Below are 14,802 nucleotides of genomic sequence, written 5' to 3'. Positions count from 1 at the left end.
CTTACCTCACTGCCGCAATGGCTTGTTCGAGACTGGCGGCGTCGTGCGCCGAGCCGCCTTCGACGTCCTTGGCGATGCGCTTGGTCATGCCGGCCAGCACCTTGCCCGGGCCGCATTCGATGACGGGGCTCATGCCGCGCGCGGCCATCGCCTGCACCAGCTCGATCCAGCGCACCGGCGAGAAGGCCTGGCGCACCAGCGCGTCGCGGATCTTCTCGGGATCGTCATACACGGCGACGTCGACGTTGTTGATGACCTCGATCTCCGGCTTGACGATGCTCACCCCGGCGAGGCGCTCGGCAAGACGCTCGGCCGCCGGACGCATCAGCGCGCAGTGGAAGGGAGCGGACACCGGCAGCAGCACCGCACGCTTGGCACCCTTGGCCTTGGCGATCTCGCTCGCGCGCTCGACCGCGGCCTTGGCGCCGGCGATCACGATCTGGCCGGGCGCGTTCAGGTTCGCGGCCTCGACCACGTCGCCCTGCGCCGCCTCGGCACAAGCTTCGCGCACCGCATCGGCCTCCAGGCCCATCACCGCAGCCATGGCGCCCTCGCCCGCCGGCACCGCTTCCTGCATCGCCTGCGCGCGGAAGCGCACCAGCGGCACGGCGTCCTTGAAGGCCATCGCGCCCGCGGCGACCAGCGCGGAGTACTCGCCCAGGCTGTGGCCGGCGACCATGGCCGGCTTCGGACCTCCCGCAGCCAGCCAGGCGCGGTAAGCCGCCACGCCTGCGGCCAGCATCAACGGCTGGGTGTTGACGGTGAGCGCGAGACGTTCGGCGGGGCCGTCATTGACCATCGCCCACAGGTCTTCGCCCAGCGCGTCCGAGGCCTCGGCGAAGGTGTCACGAATCACGGCCGACTCGCCGTAGGCGGCCATCATGCCGACCGACTGCGAACCCTGGCCAGGAAAAACCAGCGCAAATGCCATGCTGTTCTCCGCTTTGTCAGAAAAGATCTGGAATCAGAAATCGATCAGGGCCGCGCCCCAGGTGAAGCCGCCGCCGACGCCTTCGACGATGACGCGCTGCCCTTCGCGCAGCTTGCCGCTGCGGACCGCCTCGTCGAGAGCGAGCGGAATCGACGCCGCCGAGGTATTGCCGTGGTGATCGAGCGTGGTGATCACCCGCTCCATCGGCAAGCCGAGGCGCTTGGCCGTGGCCTGGATGATGCGGATGTTGGCCTGGTGCGGAATCAGCCAGTCCACGCTGTCGGCCGGGACGCCGGCCTGGTCGAGCACTTCCTGTGCGACCTCGCCGAGCACCTTGACCGCAAACTTGAACACCGCCTGGCCGTCCATGCGCAGGAAGGGATCGCCGATCACCTGGCCCGAGGCCACGCCGCCGGGCACGCACAGGATGGGGTGATGGCTGCCGTCCGCATGCAGCGCGGCGGCGCGGATGCCGGGACGCTCCGAGGCTTCGAGCACGACTGCACCGGCGCCGTCGCCGAACAGCACGCAGGTCGCGCGATCCGACCAGTCGAGGATGCGCGAGAACACTTCGGCGCCGATGACCAGCGCGCGCTTGTGGCTGCCCGAACGGATGAACTTCTCCGCCACCGTCAGCGCATACACGAAGCCGCTGCACACCGCCTGCACGTCGAAGGCCGGCCCGCCGTTGCGGATGCCGAGCTTGGACTGCACCAGCGCGGCGGTACTGGGGAAGATGTAGTCGGGCGTGGAGGTGGCGACGATGATGAGGTCGATGTCATCGGCCTCGCAGCCCGCCGCCTCGATCGCACGCTCGGCGGCGACGCGCGCCAGATCGCTGGCGCCGACGTCGGCGGCGGCGAGATGGCGGCTGCGGATGCCGGAGCGGCTGACGATCCATTCGTCCGAGGTATCGATCCCGCGCGCCACCAGGTCGTCGTTGCTGACTGGGTCGCCCGGCAGGCAGCTTCCGGTTCCCGCGATCCGTGCGTAGATCATGCCTTCACCTCGTTCATGCTGGCCATTCGTTCGGTAATGCGCTCGATCAGCCGGTTGGACGCCGCCTCGGCCGCACGCGAAAGCGCGTTCCCGAAGGCCACCGCATCGGCCGAGCCATGGCTCTTGAGGACCACGCCGCGCAAGCCGAGCAGCGGCGCCCCGTTGTACAGCCGGTGATCGACGCGCTGCTTGAAGCGCTTGAGCACCGGCAGGGCGACGACCGCCATCAGCCGCGTCAGCAGCGAGCGCTTGAACTCCTGCTTGAGGAAGGCACCGATCATCTGCGCCAGACCTTCCGAGGTCTTGAGCGCGACGTTGCCGACGAAACCGTCGCAGACGACGACGTCGACCGTGCCCTCGTAGATGTCGTTGCCCTCGACGTTACCGTAGAAGTTGAGACCGCTGTTGCGCAGCAACTCCCCCGCTTCCTTGACGACGTCGTTGCCCTTGATGACTTCTTCGCCGATGTTGAGCAGGCCGACCGACGGGCGCTCGGTGTGCTCGATCGCGGCGACGAGCATGGCGCCCATCACCCCGAACTGGAGCAGGTGTTCGGCGCTGCAATCGACGTTGGCACCGAGGTCGAGCACATAGGTGTGCCCCTTCATCGACGGCAGCACGGTGGCGATCGCGGGACGGTCGATCCCGGGCAGGGTCTTGAGCACGAAGCGCGAAATCGCCATCAGCGCGCCGGTATTCCCCGCCGAAACGGCGGCCGCAGCCTCGCCCGACTTGACCAGGTCGATCGCGACCCGCATCGAGGAGTCTTTCTTGTTGCGCATGGCGATCGCAGGCGGATCGTCCATGGCCACGACTTCGCTCGCCGCATGCAGGCGCAGGCGCGCGCCGAATTCGGCTGCCGCGTTGCCGAGCAGGGGTTGAATCGCTTCCGCGCGCCCGACGAGGATCGCACTCGCGTCGGCGTGCGTACGCAAAAAGGACAGCGTGGCAGGCACGGTCACGGCTGGGCCGTGATCGCCACCCATGCAGTCGATCGCAATGGTGACACCCATCGGCATCCTGCGTGATTTCTGGTTTTCGAGGTCGGAAAAAAGGCGGCGCAGGCGCATTGCGCCTTGCGCCGCCCTGATCTTCACGGGCCGCAGTATTACTCGCCCTTGGCCTTCAGCACCTTCTTGCCACGGTAGAAACCGTTGGGGCTGATGTGGTGACGCAGGTGGACTTCACCCGTGGTCGGCTCGACGGCCAGCGCCGGGCCGGTGAGGAAGTCGTGGGCACGGTGCATGCCACGCTTGGAGGGGGACTTCTTGTTCTGTTGAACGGCCATGAGTAAGACTCCTAAAACAAATATCGCGCCTATTTCGCGCTGTGACTGCCTCGCAGCGACGCCAGCGCAGCGAAAGGCGATTCTTCGGACACCCCGCCTTGCGGCTTTGGTGCCTCACAAACCTGGTGTCGCGGAGCGATCGGCAGTGCCAGAAGCACCTCGTCCTCGAGCAAGGCGAGCACGTCGAGCTCGCCGTCGATCTCGATCGCGTCGACCTCGTCGTCTTCGAGCTCGTCTTCCGGAATCGGCTGCCCGCTCCTGACCGGCTGCAGCAGCGTGTCGATCCGCAGCGGCCACTCCAGCCCGCCCAGACAACGCTGGCAGCGCAGGTCGAGCGTACCCTCGACCTGAAGACGCAGCCTCGGCTCCGAGCCTGCTGCACCCTCGACCATGAAACCCTCGAGCCGCCACCGCACGCTGCCATCCGAAGACGCGAGCGCATCGGACAGACGCAGCAAATCCGCCGCTACGAGCACCCCTTCGACCGAACGGGACTCTGCGGCAAACCGGAACGGGTCCGATACGACTCTGGACGGAACGCCTTGTTGCGACATAAGCCGCGCATGATATTATTTTTTCGAGTCGCGTGTAAAGCCTTCAATTGGCTTGAAAACGGACCCGCGCGCACCACCGAGCCTCCCTCCCCAGCCCGAACGCATCCCAACTGATGAAAGTCGTCCTCGCCTCGACCTCGGCCTACCGCAAGATGCTGCTCGAGCGCCTGCACCTACCCTTCGAGACCGATCGCCCCGAAACCGACGAAACCCCGCTGCCCGGCGAGGCGCCTGCGGCGATCGCCGAGCGCCTGGCCGCGGAGAAGGCGCGCGCCGTCGCCGCGCGCTGGCCGGACGCACTGGTCATCGGCAGCGACCAGGTCGCCTATCTCGGAGACGAGATCTTCGGCAAACCCGGCACCGAGGCGCGTGCGATCGCCCAGCTGCAGCGCATGCGCGGACAGACAGTGGTGTTCCACACCGCACTGGCGCTGCTGAACACCCGCAGCGGCCACCTGCAGGTCGAGGGCATTCCCACCCGTGTACGCTTCCGCGATCTCAGCGACGAAGAGATCCGCCGCTACGTCGCCAAGGAACGCCCGCTGGACTGCGCCGGCAGCGCCAAATCCGAGGGCCTCGGCATCACCCTCCTCGACGCCATGCCGGGCGAGGACCCGACCGCACTGATCGGCCTGCCGCTGATCGCGCTGTCGCGCATGCTGCGCGCCGAAGGCCTGCAACTGCCGTGACCTGGTCCGCGGATCACCACCTTCCCGGCCGCTGACGCGTCTGCCTGAAGACGACACCAACAACAAATCCGGAACCGCACACATGCAGCACGACAAGCGCGGCACGCTCTACCTGATCCCGGTCGCGCTCGGCGAAGCCACGCCCTGGGCGGCCTTCCTGCCCACCCAGGCGCAGGCTATCGCGGCAGGACTGCGCCGCTTCGTGGTCGAGACCGCGCGCGCCGCACGCGCGCACCTGAAGCAACTCGACTACCCGCACCCGCTGCGCGAGACCGACATCCGCGAACTGCCCGAGGACGGCCCCGGCGCGATGGCCGCGCTCGACACCCTGCTCGCGCCCGCGCTCGCCGGCGAAGACATCGGACTCATGTCGGACGCCGGCTGCCCGGCGGTGGCCGACCCCGGCGCCCGCCTGGTGGCGCGCGCGCACGCCCTCGGGATCCGCGTCGCACCCCTGGTCGGACCGTCCTCGATCCTGCTCGGCCTGATGGGCTCGGGGCTCAACGGCCAGAGCTTCGCCTTCCACGGTTACCTGCCGGTGAGCGAAGGCGAACGCGATACCGCACTGCGCGCGCTCGAGGACGAATCGCGCAGGCTCGGACGGACGCAGATCTTCATCGAGACGCCCTACCGCAACGAACGCATGCTCGAGGCCCTGCTCAAGTTGCTCAAGCCGGACACCCGGCTATGCGTGGCCTGCGAGCTCAACACCGCGAACGAAACCCTGCTCACCCGCAGCGTACGCGACTGGCGCAAGGCCGAGCGCCCGGCCCTGGCCAAGCGCCCCGCCCTGTTCCTGCTGCTGGCCTGAGGCCCGGCTCAGGCGTTCGCCAGCAACCAGCGCGCCAGCTCGCCCGGCGTATGCACGCAGGCGAGCGGCGACTCGGCCTCGAGCGCCGACACCGGATGCGCGCCGAAGCTGACCGCCAGCCCGGCGGTGCGCGCGTTCTTCGCCATCTGCAGGTCGTGCGTGGTGTCGCCGATCATCAGCGTGCGCTCGGGCACCGTGCCCAGCTCCTCCATCAGCTCCTCGAGCATCGCCGGGTGCGGCTTGGAGAAGCATTCGTCGGCGCAACGCGTGGCATGGAAATACGCCCCCAGCCCGGAATGGCCGAGCGCGCGATTCAGCCCGAGCCGGCTCTTGCCGGTCGCCACCGCGAGCAGGTGTCCGCGCTCGGCGAGCGCATCGATCATCGCGCTCACGCCGTCGAACAGCGTCAGCTCGTGATCCGACGACAGGTAGTGATGGCGGTAGCGCTCGACCATGCGCGGATAGGCCGACTCGTCCAGATTCGGCACCGCGTGACGCAGTGCATCACCCAGGCCGAGGCCGATGACGTAGCGCGCCCGCTCCTCCGGCGGCTCGGCCAGCCCGAGGTCGCGCGCTGCGGCCTGCATCGCGCGCACGATCGCGCCCGCCGAGTCCATCAGCGTGCCGTCCCAGTCGAACACGATCAGGTCGAAACGCTCAGCCATGTCTTTTCTCCCCGGCGTCGAGCCGGTCGATGAAGGATTGCAGGTCTTCCGGCAGCGGCGACGCGAAGGCCAGCGTCTCGCCGGTCAGCGGGTGAGCGAAGCTCAGCTGCGCCGCATGCAGGAACATGCGCTTCAGCCCCTCGCCTTCCAGGCGCTTGTTGAGCGCGAAATCGCCGTACTTGTCGTCACCGCACAGCGGAAAGCCGAGGTGGGTCAGATGCACGCGGATCTGATGGGTGCGGCCGGTCTTCAGTTCCACCTCGAGCAGGCTGTATTCGCGCCAGCGCCTGACCAGGCGCACGATGCTGTGCGCCGGCTTGCCGTCCTCGCTCACACGCACCCGGCGTTCGCCGTCCGGGGTCAGGAATTTGTGCAGCGCCGCCTTGACGTGCTGCAGCGGGTTCGACCAGCGCCCCGGCACCAGGGTGAGGTAGCGCTTCTCCACCCTGCCTTCGCGCATCATGTCGTGCAGCACGGTCAGCGCCGAACGCTTCTTGGCGACGATCAGCAGACCCGAGGTCTCGCGGTCGAGGCGATGCGCAAGCTCGAGCATGCGCGCGTCCGGGCGCTGCGCGCGCAGCTGCTCGATCACGCCGTAGCTGACGCCGCTGCCGCCGTGCACCGCCTTGCCCGAAGGCTTGTCGATGACCAGGATCGCATCGTCCTCATAGACGACCGGCAGCGCCTTGCCCACCGGCGCCGGCGCGCTGCGCGTGGGCTCGGCCACCCGGATCGGCGGAATGCGCACCTCGTCGCCTTCTTCCAGGCGGTAGGTTTGCTGCACCCGCCGGCCGTTGACCCGCACCTCGCCGCTGCGCAGGATGCGATAGACGTGGCTTTTCGGCACCCCCTTGGCGATGCGCATCAGGTAGTTGTCGATGCGCTGCCCGGCCGCGGCCTCGTCGATGCGCTCGTGCCGGACTGCAATGGCTTTGCCTTCAATGATCGTCATGAAATATACTTCTGCGCGGTTAAACCGGTCGCGGCCAGCCAAGTGCGGCACGTCGAACAATCCGTCAGGTCGAAACACCTGCTCCGGAGGACGCGCGCAGACTGCTGGCAAAGAGCCCTGAAGAGCGCTCCCGGTTCAACCGTTGCCCGCCATCCAAGGCCGAAAAGGCGCCGATGGTAACGCAACAGACCCCCTTCGACATACCCATCCAGCCCACGGGTTGGATTTTGATGCGCAAGCCACATACGCAGGATCAAATGCTCCGGCCCGAAGCCCACACGGCACGCCGGGCGGGAGCAAGAGAATTTCGACCAGCCGACCCATCACAGCCCGACAAACCCACCGGATGAAAGCAGCAGTCCTACCCAATCGCTCCTGATCCCGGAAAGCGCGATGGTGCGCGCCGTTCGTCCTGCCCGTGTGACTTCTCGCGGGAGAACGATCCAAATGAAGCGCATGCTTTTCAATGCGACGCAGGCCGAAGAACTGCGCGTCGCGATCGTGGACGGTCAGAAACTGATCGACCTCGATATCGAATCGGCCGCCAAGGAAGAACGCAAGAGCAACATCTACAAGGCGGTCATCACCCGCATCGAGCCCAGCCTCGAAGCGGCTTTCGTCGACTATGGCGCGGACCGTCACGGCTTCCTGCCGTTCAAGGAAATCTCCCGCTCCTACTTCCAGCCTGGCGTTGACGCCAGCAAGGCCTCCATCAAGGAAGCGCTGAAGGAAGGCCAGGAGCTGATCGTCCAGGTCGAGAAGGACGAGCGCGGCAACAAGGGCGCGGCGCTGACGACCTACATCTCGCTCGCCGGCCGCTACCTCGTGCTGATGCCGAACAATCCGCGCGGCGGTGGCGTCTCGCGTCGCGTCGAGGGTGACGAGCGCGCCGAACTGCGCGATGCGATGGACCAGCTCGACGTGCCGCAGGGCATGAGCATGATCGCGCGCACGGCCGCGATCGGCCGCAGCGCCGAAGAGCTGCAGTGGGACCTGAACTATCTGCTGCAGCTGTGGACGGCGATCGAAGGCGCGGCCCAGGGCCAGTCCGGTGCGTTCCTGATCTATCAGGAAGGCAGCCTGGTGATCCGCGCCATCCGCGATTACTTCCAGCCCGACATCGGCGAGATCCTGATCGACACCGACGACATCTACGAGCAGGCGCGCCAGTTCATGGCCCACGTCATGCCCGGCAACGTGTCGCGGGTGAAGCGCTACAGCGACGACGTGCCGCTGTTCTCGCGCTTCCAGATCGAGCACCAGATCGAGTCGGCCTACTCGCGCCAGGTGAACCTGCCCTCGGGCGGCGCCGTGGTCATCGACCACACCGAAGCCCTGGTGTCGATCGACGTCAACTCGGGCCGCGCCACCAAAGGCTCGGACATCGAGGAAACCGCCTTCCGCACCAACTGCGAGGCCGCCGACGAGATCGCCCGCCAGCTCCGCCTGCGCGACCTCGGCGGCCTGATCGTCATCGACTTCATCGACATGGAGTCGGCCAAGAACCAGCGCGAGGTCGAGAACCGCCTGCGCGACGCGCTGCGCCATGACCGCGCCCGCGTGCAGACCGGCAAGATCAGCCGCTTCGGCCTGCTCGAGCTGTCGCGCCAGCGCCTGCGCCCGGCGCTCGCCGAGACCAGCTACATCACCTGCCCGCGCTGCAACGGTACCGGCCACATCCGCAGCACCGAATCGTCCGCGCTGCACATCGTCCGCATCCTCGAAGAAGAGGCGATGAAGGACAACACCGGCGCGGTGCATCTGCAGGTGCCGGTCGACGTCGCCACCTTCCTGCTCAACGAGAAGCGCGTCGATATCGCCCGCATCGAGATGCGCCACAAGGTTCAGCTCATCATCGTGCCGAACCGCCACCTCGAAACGCCTGCGCACGAGATCATCCGCCTGCGCCACGACCAGCTCAACGCCGAGGACATCGCGCTGGCCAGCTACCAGATGGTGCAGAAGCCGGCCGAGGACGACGCCCGTCTGCCGTCCAAGGCCAACGAGCGCCCGGCGCGCCCCGAGGCTGCGGTCAAGGGCATCGCCCCCGCCCAGCCCGCCCCGGTCGCCGCACCCGAGGCTGCCCCCGCTCCGACCCCGGCCCCGGCGGCCCCGGCTGCGAAGGGCCTGTTCGCCCGCATCCTGAGCTGGTTCGGCGGCAGCAAGCCCGAGGCCGCACCGGCACCGGCGGCAGTCGTCGAGGAAACGCCCAAGCGCGAACAGCGCGGCCGTGGCGAGCGCAGCGGCGAAGCCCGGCGCGGCAACGGCAACCGCGGGCGTCGCGGCGAGCGTGGCGATCGTGAAGCCGACACCCAGCAGCAGGCCGGTCGCGGCGCACGCCCCGAGCGTGGCGAGCGTGCCGAAGGCGGCGAAAAGCCGCAGCGCGCCGCGGGCGAGCGTCCGGAGCGTGCCGAACGCGCGGAACGCGGCGAACGCCCCGAGGGCGGTCGTGGTCGTGGCCGCAACCAGCGCGGCAATCGCGCCGAGGAAGCCGGCGAACGCATCGAGAAGCCGGTCGAGGAACGCGCCGCAGCCGAAGAGGAACTGCTGAAGGCCGGTGCAGCGGGAGCCGCTGTCGTGGTGGCCACCGCCGCCGCTGTCGGCGAAGCCGGGGCTGCGGAAGCAGGTGCCACTACCGAAACCGCTGGCGAGGAAGGTGCGCCGACCGAGAAGCGTCGTCGCCGTGGCCGCGGCCGTGGCCGTCGCGCGGGCGAAGGCCAGGCCGCAGCGACCACCGACATGGAAGCGGGTGAAACCGGCGAGGAAGCGCGCGACGAGGATCTGACCCAGACCGCGGCCGATGCTGGCGCCGGCGAAGTCGCCGCACCCGAAGCCATCCAGCTCGCCGTCGAGACGTCAGCGGAAACCTCCGCAGCCGAGCTGCCGGTCGTCGCCTCTGCACCCGAGGCGGTGGAAGCCGCTCCGGCAGAGGCCATCGAGCAGGCGCTCGCGCCCTTGCCGGTCGCGACCGAGAGCAGCGTTGCCGAGACCGAATCCGTGCAGGCAGCGGTCGAAGCGCCCGCCGAGCCCGCGCTTGCGGCGATCGTCGAGGCCGTCGAAGCGTTCGAAACCGCGGTGAGCCTCACCGAGGCGGAAGCGGTCGAAACCACCGCCGCCCCGGTCGAGAGCGAGGCGGAAGCAGGCAGCGCGGCCGCTTCGGCGGCAACGAGCGAGACCCTTGCGGCCGCAGCGGAACCGGCTGTCGAGGCCGCGCCCGCCATCGCGCCGGCTCAGGAAACCGCAGGTGAAACCAGGCCCGAGCAGGCGCCGAGCGCACCGATCATCGTCTCCGCCCAGGACACGGGCAGCGACCTGATCAAGATCGAGACCGATCCGACGAAGCTCGCGCAGTTCAGCACCGGCGCCGTCGAGCCGCCGGCGCGCCTCGGCCGCAAGCCGCGGCCCGCCGCGGTGATCGCCGAAGAGCCGCTGCAGCAGGTCGAGACCCGCAAGTAAGACGCGGCGTCACCGATGAGAAAGGCCATCCCTCGGGATGGCCTTTCTCGTTTCCGCAGTATGTAGCGGCGTCCCCGGAAAACCGGGTCCTACGCCCGCACCGACACCGTTTCCAGCAAGCCCCGAACGCCGTGCTCGCACATGTCGAGCACCAGATCGAAGCCGCGCGGGCCACCGTAATAGGGATCCGGCACTTCATCCTCGAACTGCCCCGAGCCGTCGAACGCCATGAACAGGCGCAGGCGCGGCTGGTACACAGGCGGACACAGCCGCCGCATGGATTCCAGATGCCCGCGATCCATCGCCAGCAACAGGTCGAATTCCTGGAAATCGCGCACCTCCAGCTTGCGTGCGCGCAGCCCGGACAGATCGTAGCCGCGCAGCCTGGCCGCCTTCTGCGTGCGCGGATCGGGCGCCTCGCCGACGTGGTAACCATGCGTCCCGGCGGAATCGACCTCGACCCGATCGCCCAGCCCTGCGGTCGCGATCAGATGGCGCGCCACGCCTTCCGCGGTGGGCGACCTGCAGATGTTTCCGGTGCACACGAACAGGACTCTCGTCATCTTCCCTCTCCCCTGATCATCAGACACTGCCGTGCTGGTCTGCGCCAAACGCGCGCTGACGAAGCTTGAACAACTCGTCGCGCGCTGCAGCGGCCTTTTCGAACTCCAGATTGCGGGCGTGTTCCTGCATCTCCTTTTCCAGGCGCTTGATCGCCCGCGCCAGCGCCTTCTCGTCCATCACCGCATAGTCGGCGCCCTTCTCGGCCACGCGCGCCACGTCGCGCCTGGCCCCATCCGCATCATAGACCCCGTCGATGATGTCCTTGATGCGCTTCGTCACCGACTTCGGCACGATGCCGTTGGCCTCGTTGAAGGCGATCTGCTTCTGGCGGCGGCGCTCGGTCTCGCCGATCGCCGCCTTCATCGAATCGGTGATGCGGTCGGCGTAGAGGATGGCAGTGCCGTGCAGGTGGCGCGCGGCGCGGCCGATGGTCTGGATCAGCGAACGCTCCGAGCGCAGGAAGCCCTCCTTGTCCGCATCCAGGATCGCCACCAGCGACACCTCGGGAATGTCCAGGCCCTCGCGCAGCAGGTTGATGCCCACCAGCACGTCGAACTCGCCCAGGCGCAGGTCGCGGATGATCTCCACCCGCTCGACGGTGTCGATGTCCGAGTGCAGGTAGCGCACGCGGATGCCGTTGTCGGCCAAATAGTCGGTCAGGTCCTCGGCCATGCGCTTGGTGAGCACGGTGACCAGCACGCGCTCGTTCACCGCCAGGCGCTTCTTGATCTCGCCGAGCAGGTCATCCACCTGCGTCATCGCCGGGCGCACCTCGACCAGCGGGTCGATCAGGCCGGTCGGGCGCACCACCTGTTCCACCACCTGGCCCTGGTGCTCCTCCTCGTACTTCGCCGGCGTGGCGGAGACGAACACGGTCTGCGGCATCAGGCGCTCGAACTCGTCGAACTTGAGCGGCCGGTTGTCCAGCGCGGAGGGCAGGCGGAAGCCGTAGCCGACCAGGTTCTCCTTGCGCGAGCGGTCGCCCTTGTACATGCCGCCGACCTGGCCGATGGCGACGTGCGACTCGTCGATGAACAGCAGCGCGTCCTGCGGCAGGTAGTCGATCAGGGTCGGCGGCGGCTCGCCCGGACCGCGACCCGACAGATGGCGCGAGTAGTTCTCGATGCCCTTGCAGAAGCCCATCTCGTTCAACATCTCGAGGTCGAAGCGGGTGCGCTGCTCGATGCGCTGCGCCTCCACCAGCTTGCCCTCGCGCTGGAAGAAGGCGATGCGCTCCTTCAGCTCTTCCTTGATCGCCTCGATCGCCTGCAGCACGGTGGCGCGCGGGGTGACGTAGTGGCTGGACGGATACACGGTGAAGCGCGCCAGCTTGTGCTTCAGATGCCCGGTGAGCGGATCGAACAGCGTCAGGTGCTCGATCTCGTCGTCGAACATCTCGATGCGCACCGCGAGCTCGGCGTTTTCCGCGGGGAAGACATCGATCACGTCGCCGCGCACGCGGAAGGTGCCGCGGCGGAAGTCGATGTCGGCGCGGGTGTACTGCATCGCCACCAGGCGCTGGATGAGGTCGCGGTGCGCCATGCGCTCGCCCTCGCGCAGGTGCAGGATCATGGCGTGGTAGTCGACCGGGTCGCCGATGCCGTAAATGCACGACACCGTCGCCACGATCACCACGTCGCGGCGCTCCATCAGGCTCTTCGTCGCCGACAGCCGCATCTGCTCGATGTGCTCGTTGATCGACGAATCCTTCTCGATGAAGAGGTCGCGCGAGGGCACGTAGGCCTCGGGCTGGTAGTAGTCGTAGTAGCTGACGAAATACTCGACCGCGTTCTCGGGCAGGAACTCCTTGAACTCGGCGTAGAGCTGCGCAGCGAGTGTCTTGTTCGGCGCCAGCACCAGCGCCGGCCGCCCCATGCGGGCGATGACGTTGGCCATGGTGTAGGTCTTGCCCGAGCCGGTCACGCCGAGCAGGGTCTGGTACATCAGGCCGTCCTCCAACCCTTCGCACAGCAGGCGGATCGCCTCGGGCTGGTCGCCGGCGGGCGGAAAAGGCTGGTGCAGGCGGAAGGGGCTGCCCTCGAAGGAGATCACCGTCCCGCCTTGCTGCGGTGCATCGTTTGCGCCGCTATTGCCTTGACTCGTCATGCTAAAATTCCTGTTCCATTCCGGTGCGTCGCCACACGGCGGCACCGGACGAAAACGTCGATTATTTCCCAAATCGCGTGACAAGGCACGGCGCAAGTCCGTTCCCGCCACGCGCATCTACCGCTGCCCTACTGGAACGACTGGAGTCCTCATGTCCGCTTCGATCTTCGCCGCCGTCGAGATGGCGCCCCGTGACCCGATCCTTGGCCTGAACGAGGCCTTCGCCGCCGACACCCGCGCCGAGAAGGTCAACCTCGGCGTCGGCGTGTACTACGACGACAACGGCAAGATCCCGCTGCTCGCCGCCGTCCGCGCCGCCGAGAAGGCCCGCCTCGAAGCCATGCCGCCGCGCGGCTACCAGCCGATCGAAGGTCCCGCCGCCTACAACAACGCGGTCCAGGGCCTCCTGTTCGGCAAGGACTCGCAGCTCGCCACCAGCGGCCAGACCGTCACCATCGAGGCCCTCGGCGGCACCGGCGCGCTCAAGGTCGGCGCCGACTACCTCAAGCGCCTGGTGCCCGGCGCCACGGTGTACATCTCCGACCCGAGCTGGGAGAACCACCGCGCGCTGTTCGAGTCCGCCGGCTTCCCGGTCGAGAACTACCCCTACTACGACGCCGCCACCCGCGGCGTGAACTTCGCCGGCATGAAGGCCAAGCTCGACAGCCTGCAACCGGGCTCGATCATCGTCCTGCACGCGTGCTGCCACAACCCGACCGGCGCCGACCTGTCGGACGCGCAGTGGGACGAAGTGGTCGCCGTGTGCCGCGAGCGTGGCCTGATCCCCTTCCTCGACATGGCCTACCAGGGCTTCGCCGAGGGCATCGACGCCGACGCCGTCGCCGTCCGCGCCCTGTCGTCCAGCGGCCTGCAGTTCTTCGTGTCGAGCTCGTTCTCGAAGAGCTTCTCGCTCTACGGCGAGCGCGTCGGCGCGCTGTCCATCGTCACCGCCAGCAAGGAAGAAGCCGGCCGTGTGCTGTCGCAGGTCAAGCGCGTGATCCGCACCAACTACTCCAACCCGCCGATCCACGGTGGCGCCATCGTCGCTGCGGTGCTGAGCTCGTCCGAGCTGCGCCAGATGTGGGAAGACGAGCTGGGCGGCATGCGCGAGCGCATCCGCGCCATGCGCACCGGCCTGGTCGAGCAGCTCAAGGCCGAAGGCGTGGCGCAGGACTTCTCCTTCGTGATCAAGCAGCGCGGCATGTTCTCCTACACCGGCCTCACCGCCACCCAGGTCGAGAAGCTGAAGTCGGACTTCGGCATCTACGCCGTGTCGACCGGCCGCATCTGCCTGGCCGCGCTCAACTCCAAGAACATCGGCTACGTCGCCAAGGCGATCGCGCAGGTGGTCAAGGGCTGAGTCTCTTCCCGCGTCCGGGCGCAGGCGGCGGTCCTCAAAAAATTGCCGCCTTCGCCTTGACGCAAGCGCGTTCCCTGCCTAGAATGCGCGCCTCTGTTCCCCGATAGCTCAGTCGGTAGAGCGCCGGACTGTTAATCCGTAGGTCCCTGGTTCGAGCCCAGGTCGGGGAGCCAAGTTTCAGGACTTGGTGTTTCTCCAAGGAACAGCGAGTCGCAGCATGCGCTGCAAAAAGGTAATTCCCCGATAGCTCAGTCGGTAGAGCGCCGGACTGTTAATCCGTAGGTCCCTGGTTCGAGCCCAGGTCGGGGAGCCAAAACACGAAAAAGCCAATCCTTCGGGGTTGGCTTTTTCCGTTTGCCGGTCGGCTCCGCGTGGAGCCGAGTGCCTGCGCACAGCTCCGGTTCCCGTAGAAGGACGCGGCAATCGC

The 14,802-nt window shown here is 67.6% G+C and carries 13 protein-coding genes and 2 tRNA genes; 6 read left to right on the top strand and 9 right to left on the bottom strand.

Annotated elements, in window-relative coordinates; genetic code table 11:
• Position 1: 1 nt before the first annotated feature.
• The 5 genes from fabD to CKCBHOJB_RS09265 all read right to left on the bottom strand — a co-directional run bounded on the left by fabD (position 2) and on the right by CKCBHOJB_RS09265 (position 3,772).
• Entirely contained in the window at positions 2–931 is a 930-nt protein-coding gene (gene fabD / locus CKCBHOJB_RS09285) for an ACP S-malonyltransferase (RefSeq protein WP_281048403.1), read from the bottom strand.
• A 33-nt stretch (positions 932–964) separates the two neighbouring features.
• Positions 965–1,930, bottom strand: a complete 966-nt coding sequence (locus CKCBHOJB_RS09280) for a beta-ketoacyl-ACP synthase III (RefSeq protein WP_281048402.1) — start codon at positions 1,928–1,930, stop codon at positions 965–967.
• Positions 1,927–2,943 (bottom strand): phosphate acyltransferase PlsX, encoded by a 1,017-nt coding sequence (gene plsX / locus CKCBHOJB_RS09275; RefSeq protein WP_281048401.1) that lies wholly within the window; start codon positions 2,941–2,943, stop codon positions 1,927–1,929. Before plsX ends, CKCBHOJB_RS09280 begins: the two co-directional genes overlap by 4 nt.
• A 95-nt stretch (positions 2,944–3,038) precedes the next feature.
• Positions 3,039–3,218 carry a 50S ribosomal protein L32 gene (gene rpmF / locus CKCBHOJB_RS09270; RefSeq protein ID WP_281048400.1) on the bottom strand — a complete coding sequence of 60 codons (180 nt, stop codon included), beginning with the start codon at positions 3,216–3,218 and terminating at the stop codon, positions 3,039–3,041.
• A 29-nt stretch (positions 3,219–3,247) separates the two neighbouring features.
• Positions 3,248–3,772, bottom strand: coding sequence for a YceD family protein (locus tag CKCBHOJB_RS09265; RefSeq protein WP_281048399.1), 525 nt, complete (start codon positions 3,770–3,772; stop codon positions 3,248–3,250).
• A 113-nt stretch (positions 3,773–3,885) separates the two neighbouring features.
• Between CKCBHOJB_RS09265 and CKCBHOJB_RS09260 the strand changes: the two genes are divergently transcribed.
• A complete protein-coding gene (locus CKCBHOJB_RS09260) occupies positions 3,886–4,461 on the top strand; it encodes a Maf family nucleotide pyrophosphatase (RefSeq protein ID WP_281048398.1) in 576 nt (191 codons plus the stop codon).
• 82 nt (positions 4,462–4,543) lie between these two features.
• Entirely contained in the window at positions 4,544–5,272 is a 729-nt protein-coding gene (locus tag CKCBHOJB_RS09255) for an SAM-dependent methyltransferase (RefSeq protein ID WP_281048397.1), read from the top strand.
• A gap of 8 nt (positions 5,273–5,280) precedes the next feature.
• Here CKCBHOJB_RS09255 and CKCBHOJB_RS09250 read toward each other — a convergent pair whose 3' ends face one another.
• Positions 5,281–5,937 carry an HAD-IA family hydrolase gene (locus CKCBHOJB_RS09250; protein ID WP_281048396.1) on the bottom strand — a complete coding sequence of 219 codons (657 nt, stop codon included), beginning with the start codon at positions 5,935–5,937 and terminating at the stop codon, positions 5,281–5,283.
• Positions 5,930–6,889 carry an RluA family pseudouridine synthase gene (locus CKCBHOJB_RS09245; protein ID WP_281048395.1) on the bottom strand — a complete coding sequence of 320 codons (960 nt, stop codon included), beginning with the start codon at positions 6,887–6,889 and terminating at the stop codon, positions 5,930–5,932. Before CKCBHOJB_RS09245 ends, CKCBHOJB_RS09250 begins: the two co-directional genes overlap by 8 nt.
• A 447-nt stretch (positions 6,890–7,336) precedes the next feature.
• On the opposite strand from CKCBHOJB_RS09245, the gene CKCBHOJB_RS09240 reads away from it, so the two are divergent.
• Positions 7,337–10,345 (top strand): Rne/Rng family ribonuclease, encoded by a 3,009-nt coding sequence (locus tag CKCBHOJB_RS09240; RefSeq protein ID WP_281048394.1) that lies wholly within the window; start codon positions 7,337–7,339, stop codon positions 10,343–10,345.
• 89 nt (positions 10,346–10,434) lie between these two features.
• Here the strand turns inward: CKCBHOJB_RS09240 and CKCBHOJB_RS09235 are convergent, their stop codons facing one another.
• Both CKCBHOJB_RS09235 and uvrB read right to left on the bottom strand, forming a co-directional pair.
• Positions 10,435–10,908, bottom strand: coding sequence for a low molecular weight protein-tyrosine-phosphatase (locus CKCBHOJB_RS09235; RefSeq protein ID WP_281048393.1), 474 nt, complete (start codon positions 10,906–10,908; stop codon positions 10,435–10,437).
• A 19-nt stretch (positions 10,909–10,927) separates the two neighbouring features.
• Positions 10,928–13,015: an excinuclease ABC subunit UvrB gene (gene uvrB, locus CKCBHOJB_RS09230; protein ID WP_281048392.1), complete on the bottom strand. Its 2,088-nt coding sequence runs from the start codon at positions 13,013–13,015 to the stop codon at positions 10,928–10,930.
• A gap of 151 nt (positions 13,016–13,166) precedes the next feature.
• On the opposite strand from uvrB, the gene CKCBHOJB_RS09225 reads away from it, so the two are divergent.
• The 3 genes from CKCBHOJB_RS09225 (at position 13,167) to CKCBHOJB_RS09215 (ending at position 14,688) form a co-directional block, all read left to right on the top strand.
• Positions 13,167–14,375, top strand: a complete 1,209-nt coding sequence (locus CKCBHOJB_RS09225; RefSeq protein ID WP_281048391.1) for an amino acid aminotransferase — start codon at positions 13,167–13,169, stop codon at positions 14,373–14,375.
• Between the two features lie 97 nt (positions 14,376–14,472).
• Positions 14,473–14,548, top strand: a tRNA-Asn gene (locus CKCBHOJB_RS09220).
• 64 nt (positions 14,549–14,612) lie between these two features.
• Positions 14,613–14,688, top strand: a tRNA-Asn gene (locus tag CKCBHOJB_RS09215).
• Positions 14,689–14,802: the final 114 nt, after the last annotated feature.

It is taken from the genome of Thauera sp. GDN1, from assembly GCF_029223545.1.
GTDB lineage: Bacteria > Pseudomonadota > Gammaproteobacteria > Burkholderiales > Rhodocyclaceae > Thauera.
Note: the sequence above shows the minus strand (reverse complement) of the source record. Positions and strands in the feature narration are given on the sequence as shown.

What these genes read in the sequence shown, in the direction of transcription:
- fabD (WP_281048403.1), bottom strand. Translation starts at nt 931, where the DNA reads ATGGCATTTGCGCTGGTTTTTCCTGGCCAGGGTTCGCAGTCGGTCGGC.
- CKCBHOJB_RS09280 (WP_281048402.1), bottom strand. Translation starts at nt 1,930, where the DNA reads ATGATCTACGCACGGATCGCGGGAACCGGAAGCTGCCTGCCGGGCGAC.
- plsX (WP_281048401.1), bottom strand. Translation starts at nt 2,943, where the DNA reads ATGGGTGTCACCATTGCGATCGACTGCATGGGTGGCGATCACGGCCCA.
- rpmF (WP_281048400.1), bottom strand. Translation starts at nt 3,218, where the DNA reads ATGGCCGTTCAACAGAACAAGAAGTCCCCCTCCAAGCGTGGCATGCAC.
- CKCBHOJB_RS09265 (WP_281048399.1), bottom strand. Translation starts at nt 3,772, where the DNA reads ATGTCGCAACAAGGCGTTCCGTCCAGAGTCGTATCGGACCCGTTCCGG.
- CKCBHOJB_RS09260 (WP_281048398.1), top strand. Translation starts at nt 3,886, where the DNA reads ATGAAAGTCGTCCTCGCCTCGACCTCGGCCTACCGCAAGATGCTGCTC.
- CKCBHOJB_RS09255 (WP_281048397.1), top strand. Translation starts at nt 4,544, where the DNA reads ATGCAGCACGACAAGCGCGGCACGCTCTACCTGATCCCGGTCGCGCTC.
- CKCBHOJB_RS09250 (WP_281048396.1), bottom strand. Translation starts at nt 5,937, where the DNA reads ATGGCTGAGCGTTTCGACCTGATCGTGTTCGACTGGGACGGCACGCTG.
- CKCBHOJB_RS09245 (WP_281048395.1), bottom strand. Translation starts at nt 6,889, where the DNA reads ATGACGATCATTGAAGGCAAAGCCATTGCAGTCCGGCACGAGCGCATC.
- CKCBHOJB_RS09240 (WP_281048394.1), top strand. Translation starts at nt 7,337, where the DNA reads ATGAAGCGCATGCTTTTCAATGCGACGCAGGCCGAAGAACTGCGCGTC.
- CKCBHOJB_RS09235 (WP_281048393.1), bottom strand. Translation starts at nt 10,908, where the DNA reads ATGACGAGAGTCCTGTTCGTGTGCACCGGAAACATCTGCAGGTCGCCC.
- uvrB (WP_281048392.1), bottom strand. Translation starts at nt 13,015, where the DNA reads ATGACGAGTCAAGGCAATAGCGGCGCAAACGATGCACCGCAGCAAGGC.
- CKCBHOJB_RS09225 (WP_281048391.1), top strand. Translation starts at nt 13,167, where the DNA reads ATGTCCGCTTCGATCTTCGCCGCCGTCGAGATGGCGCCCCGTGACCCG.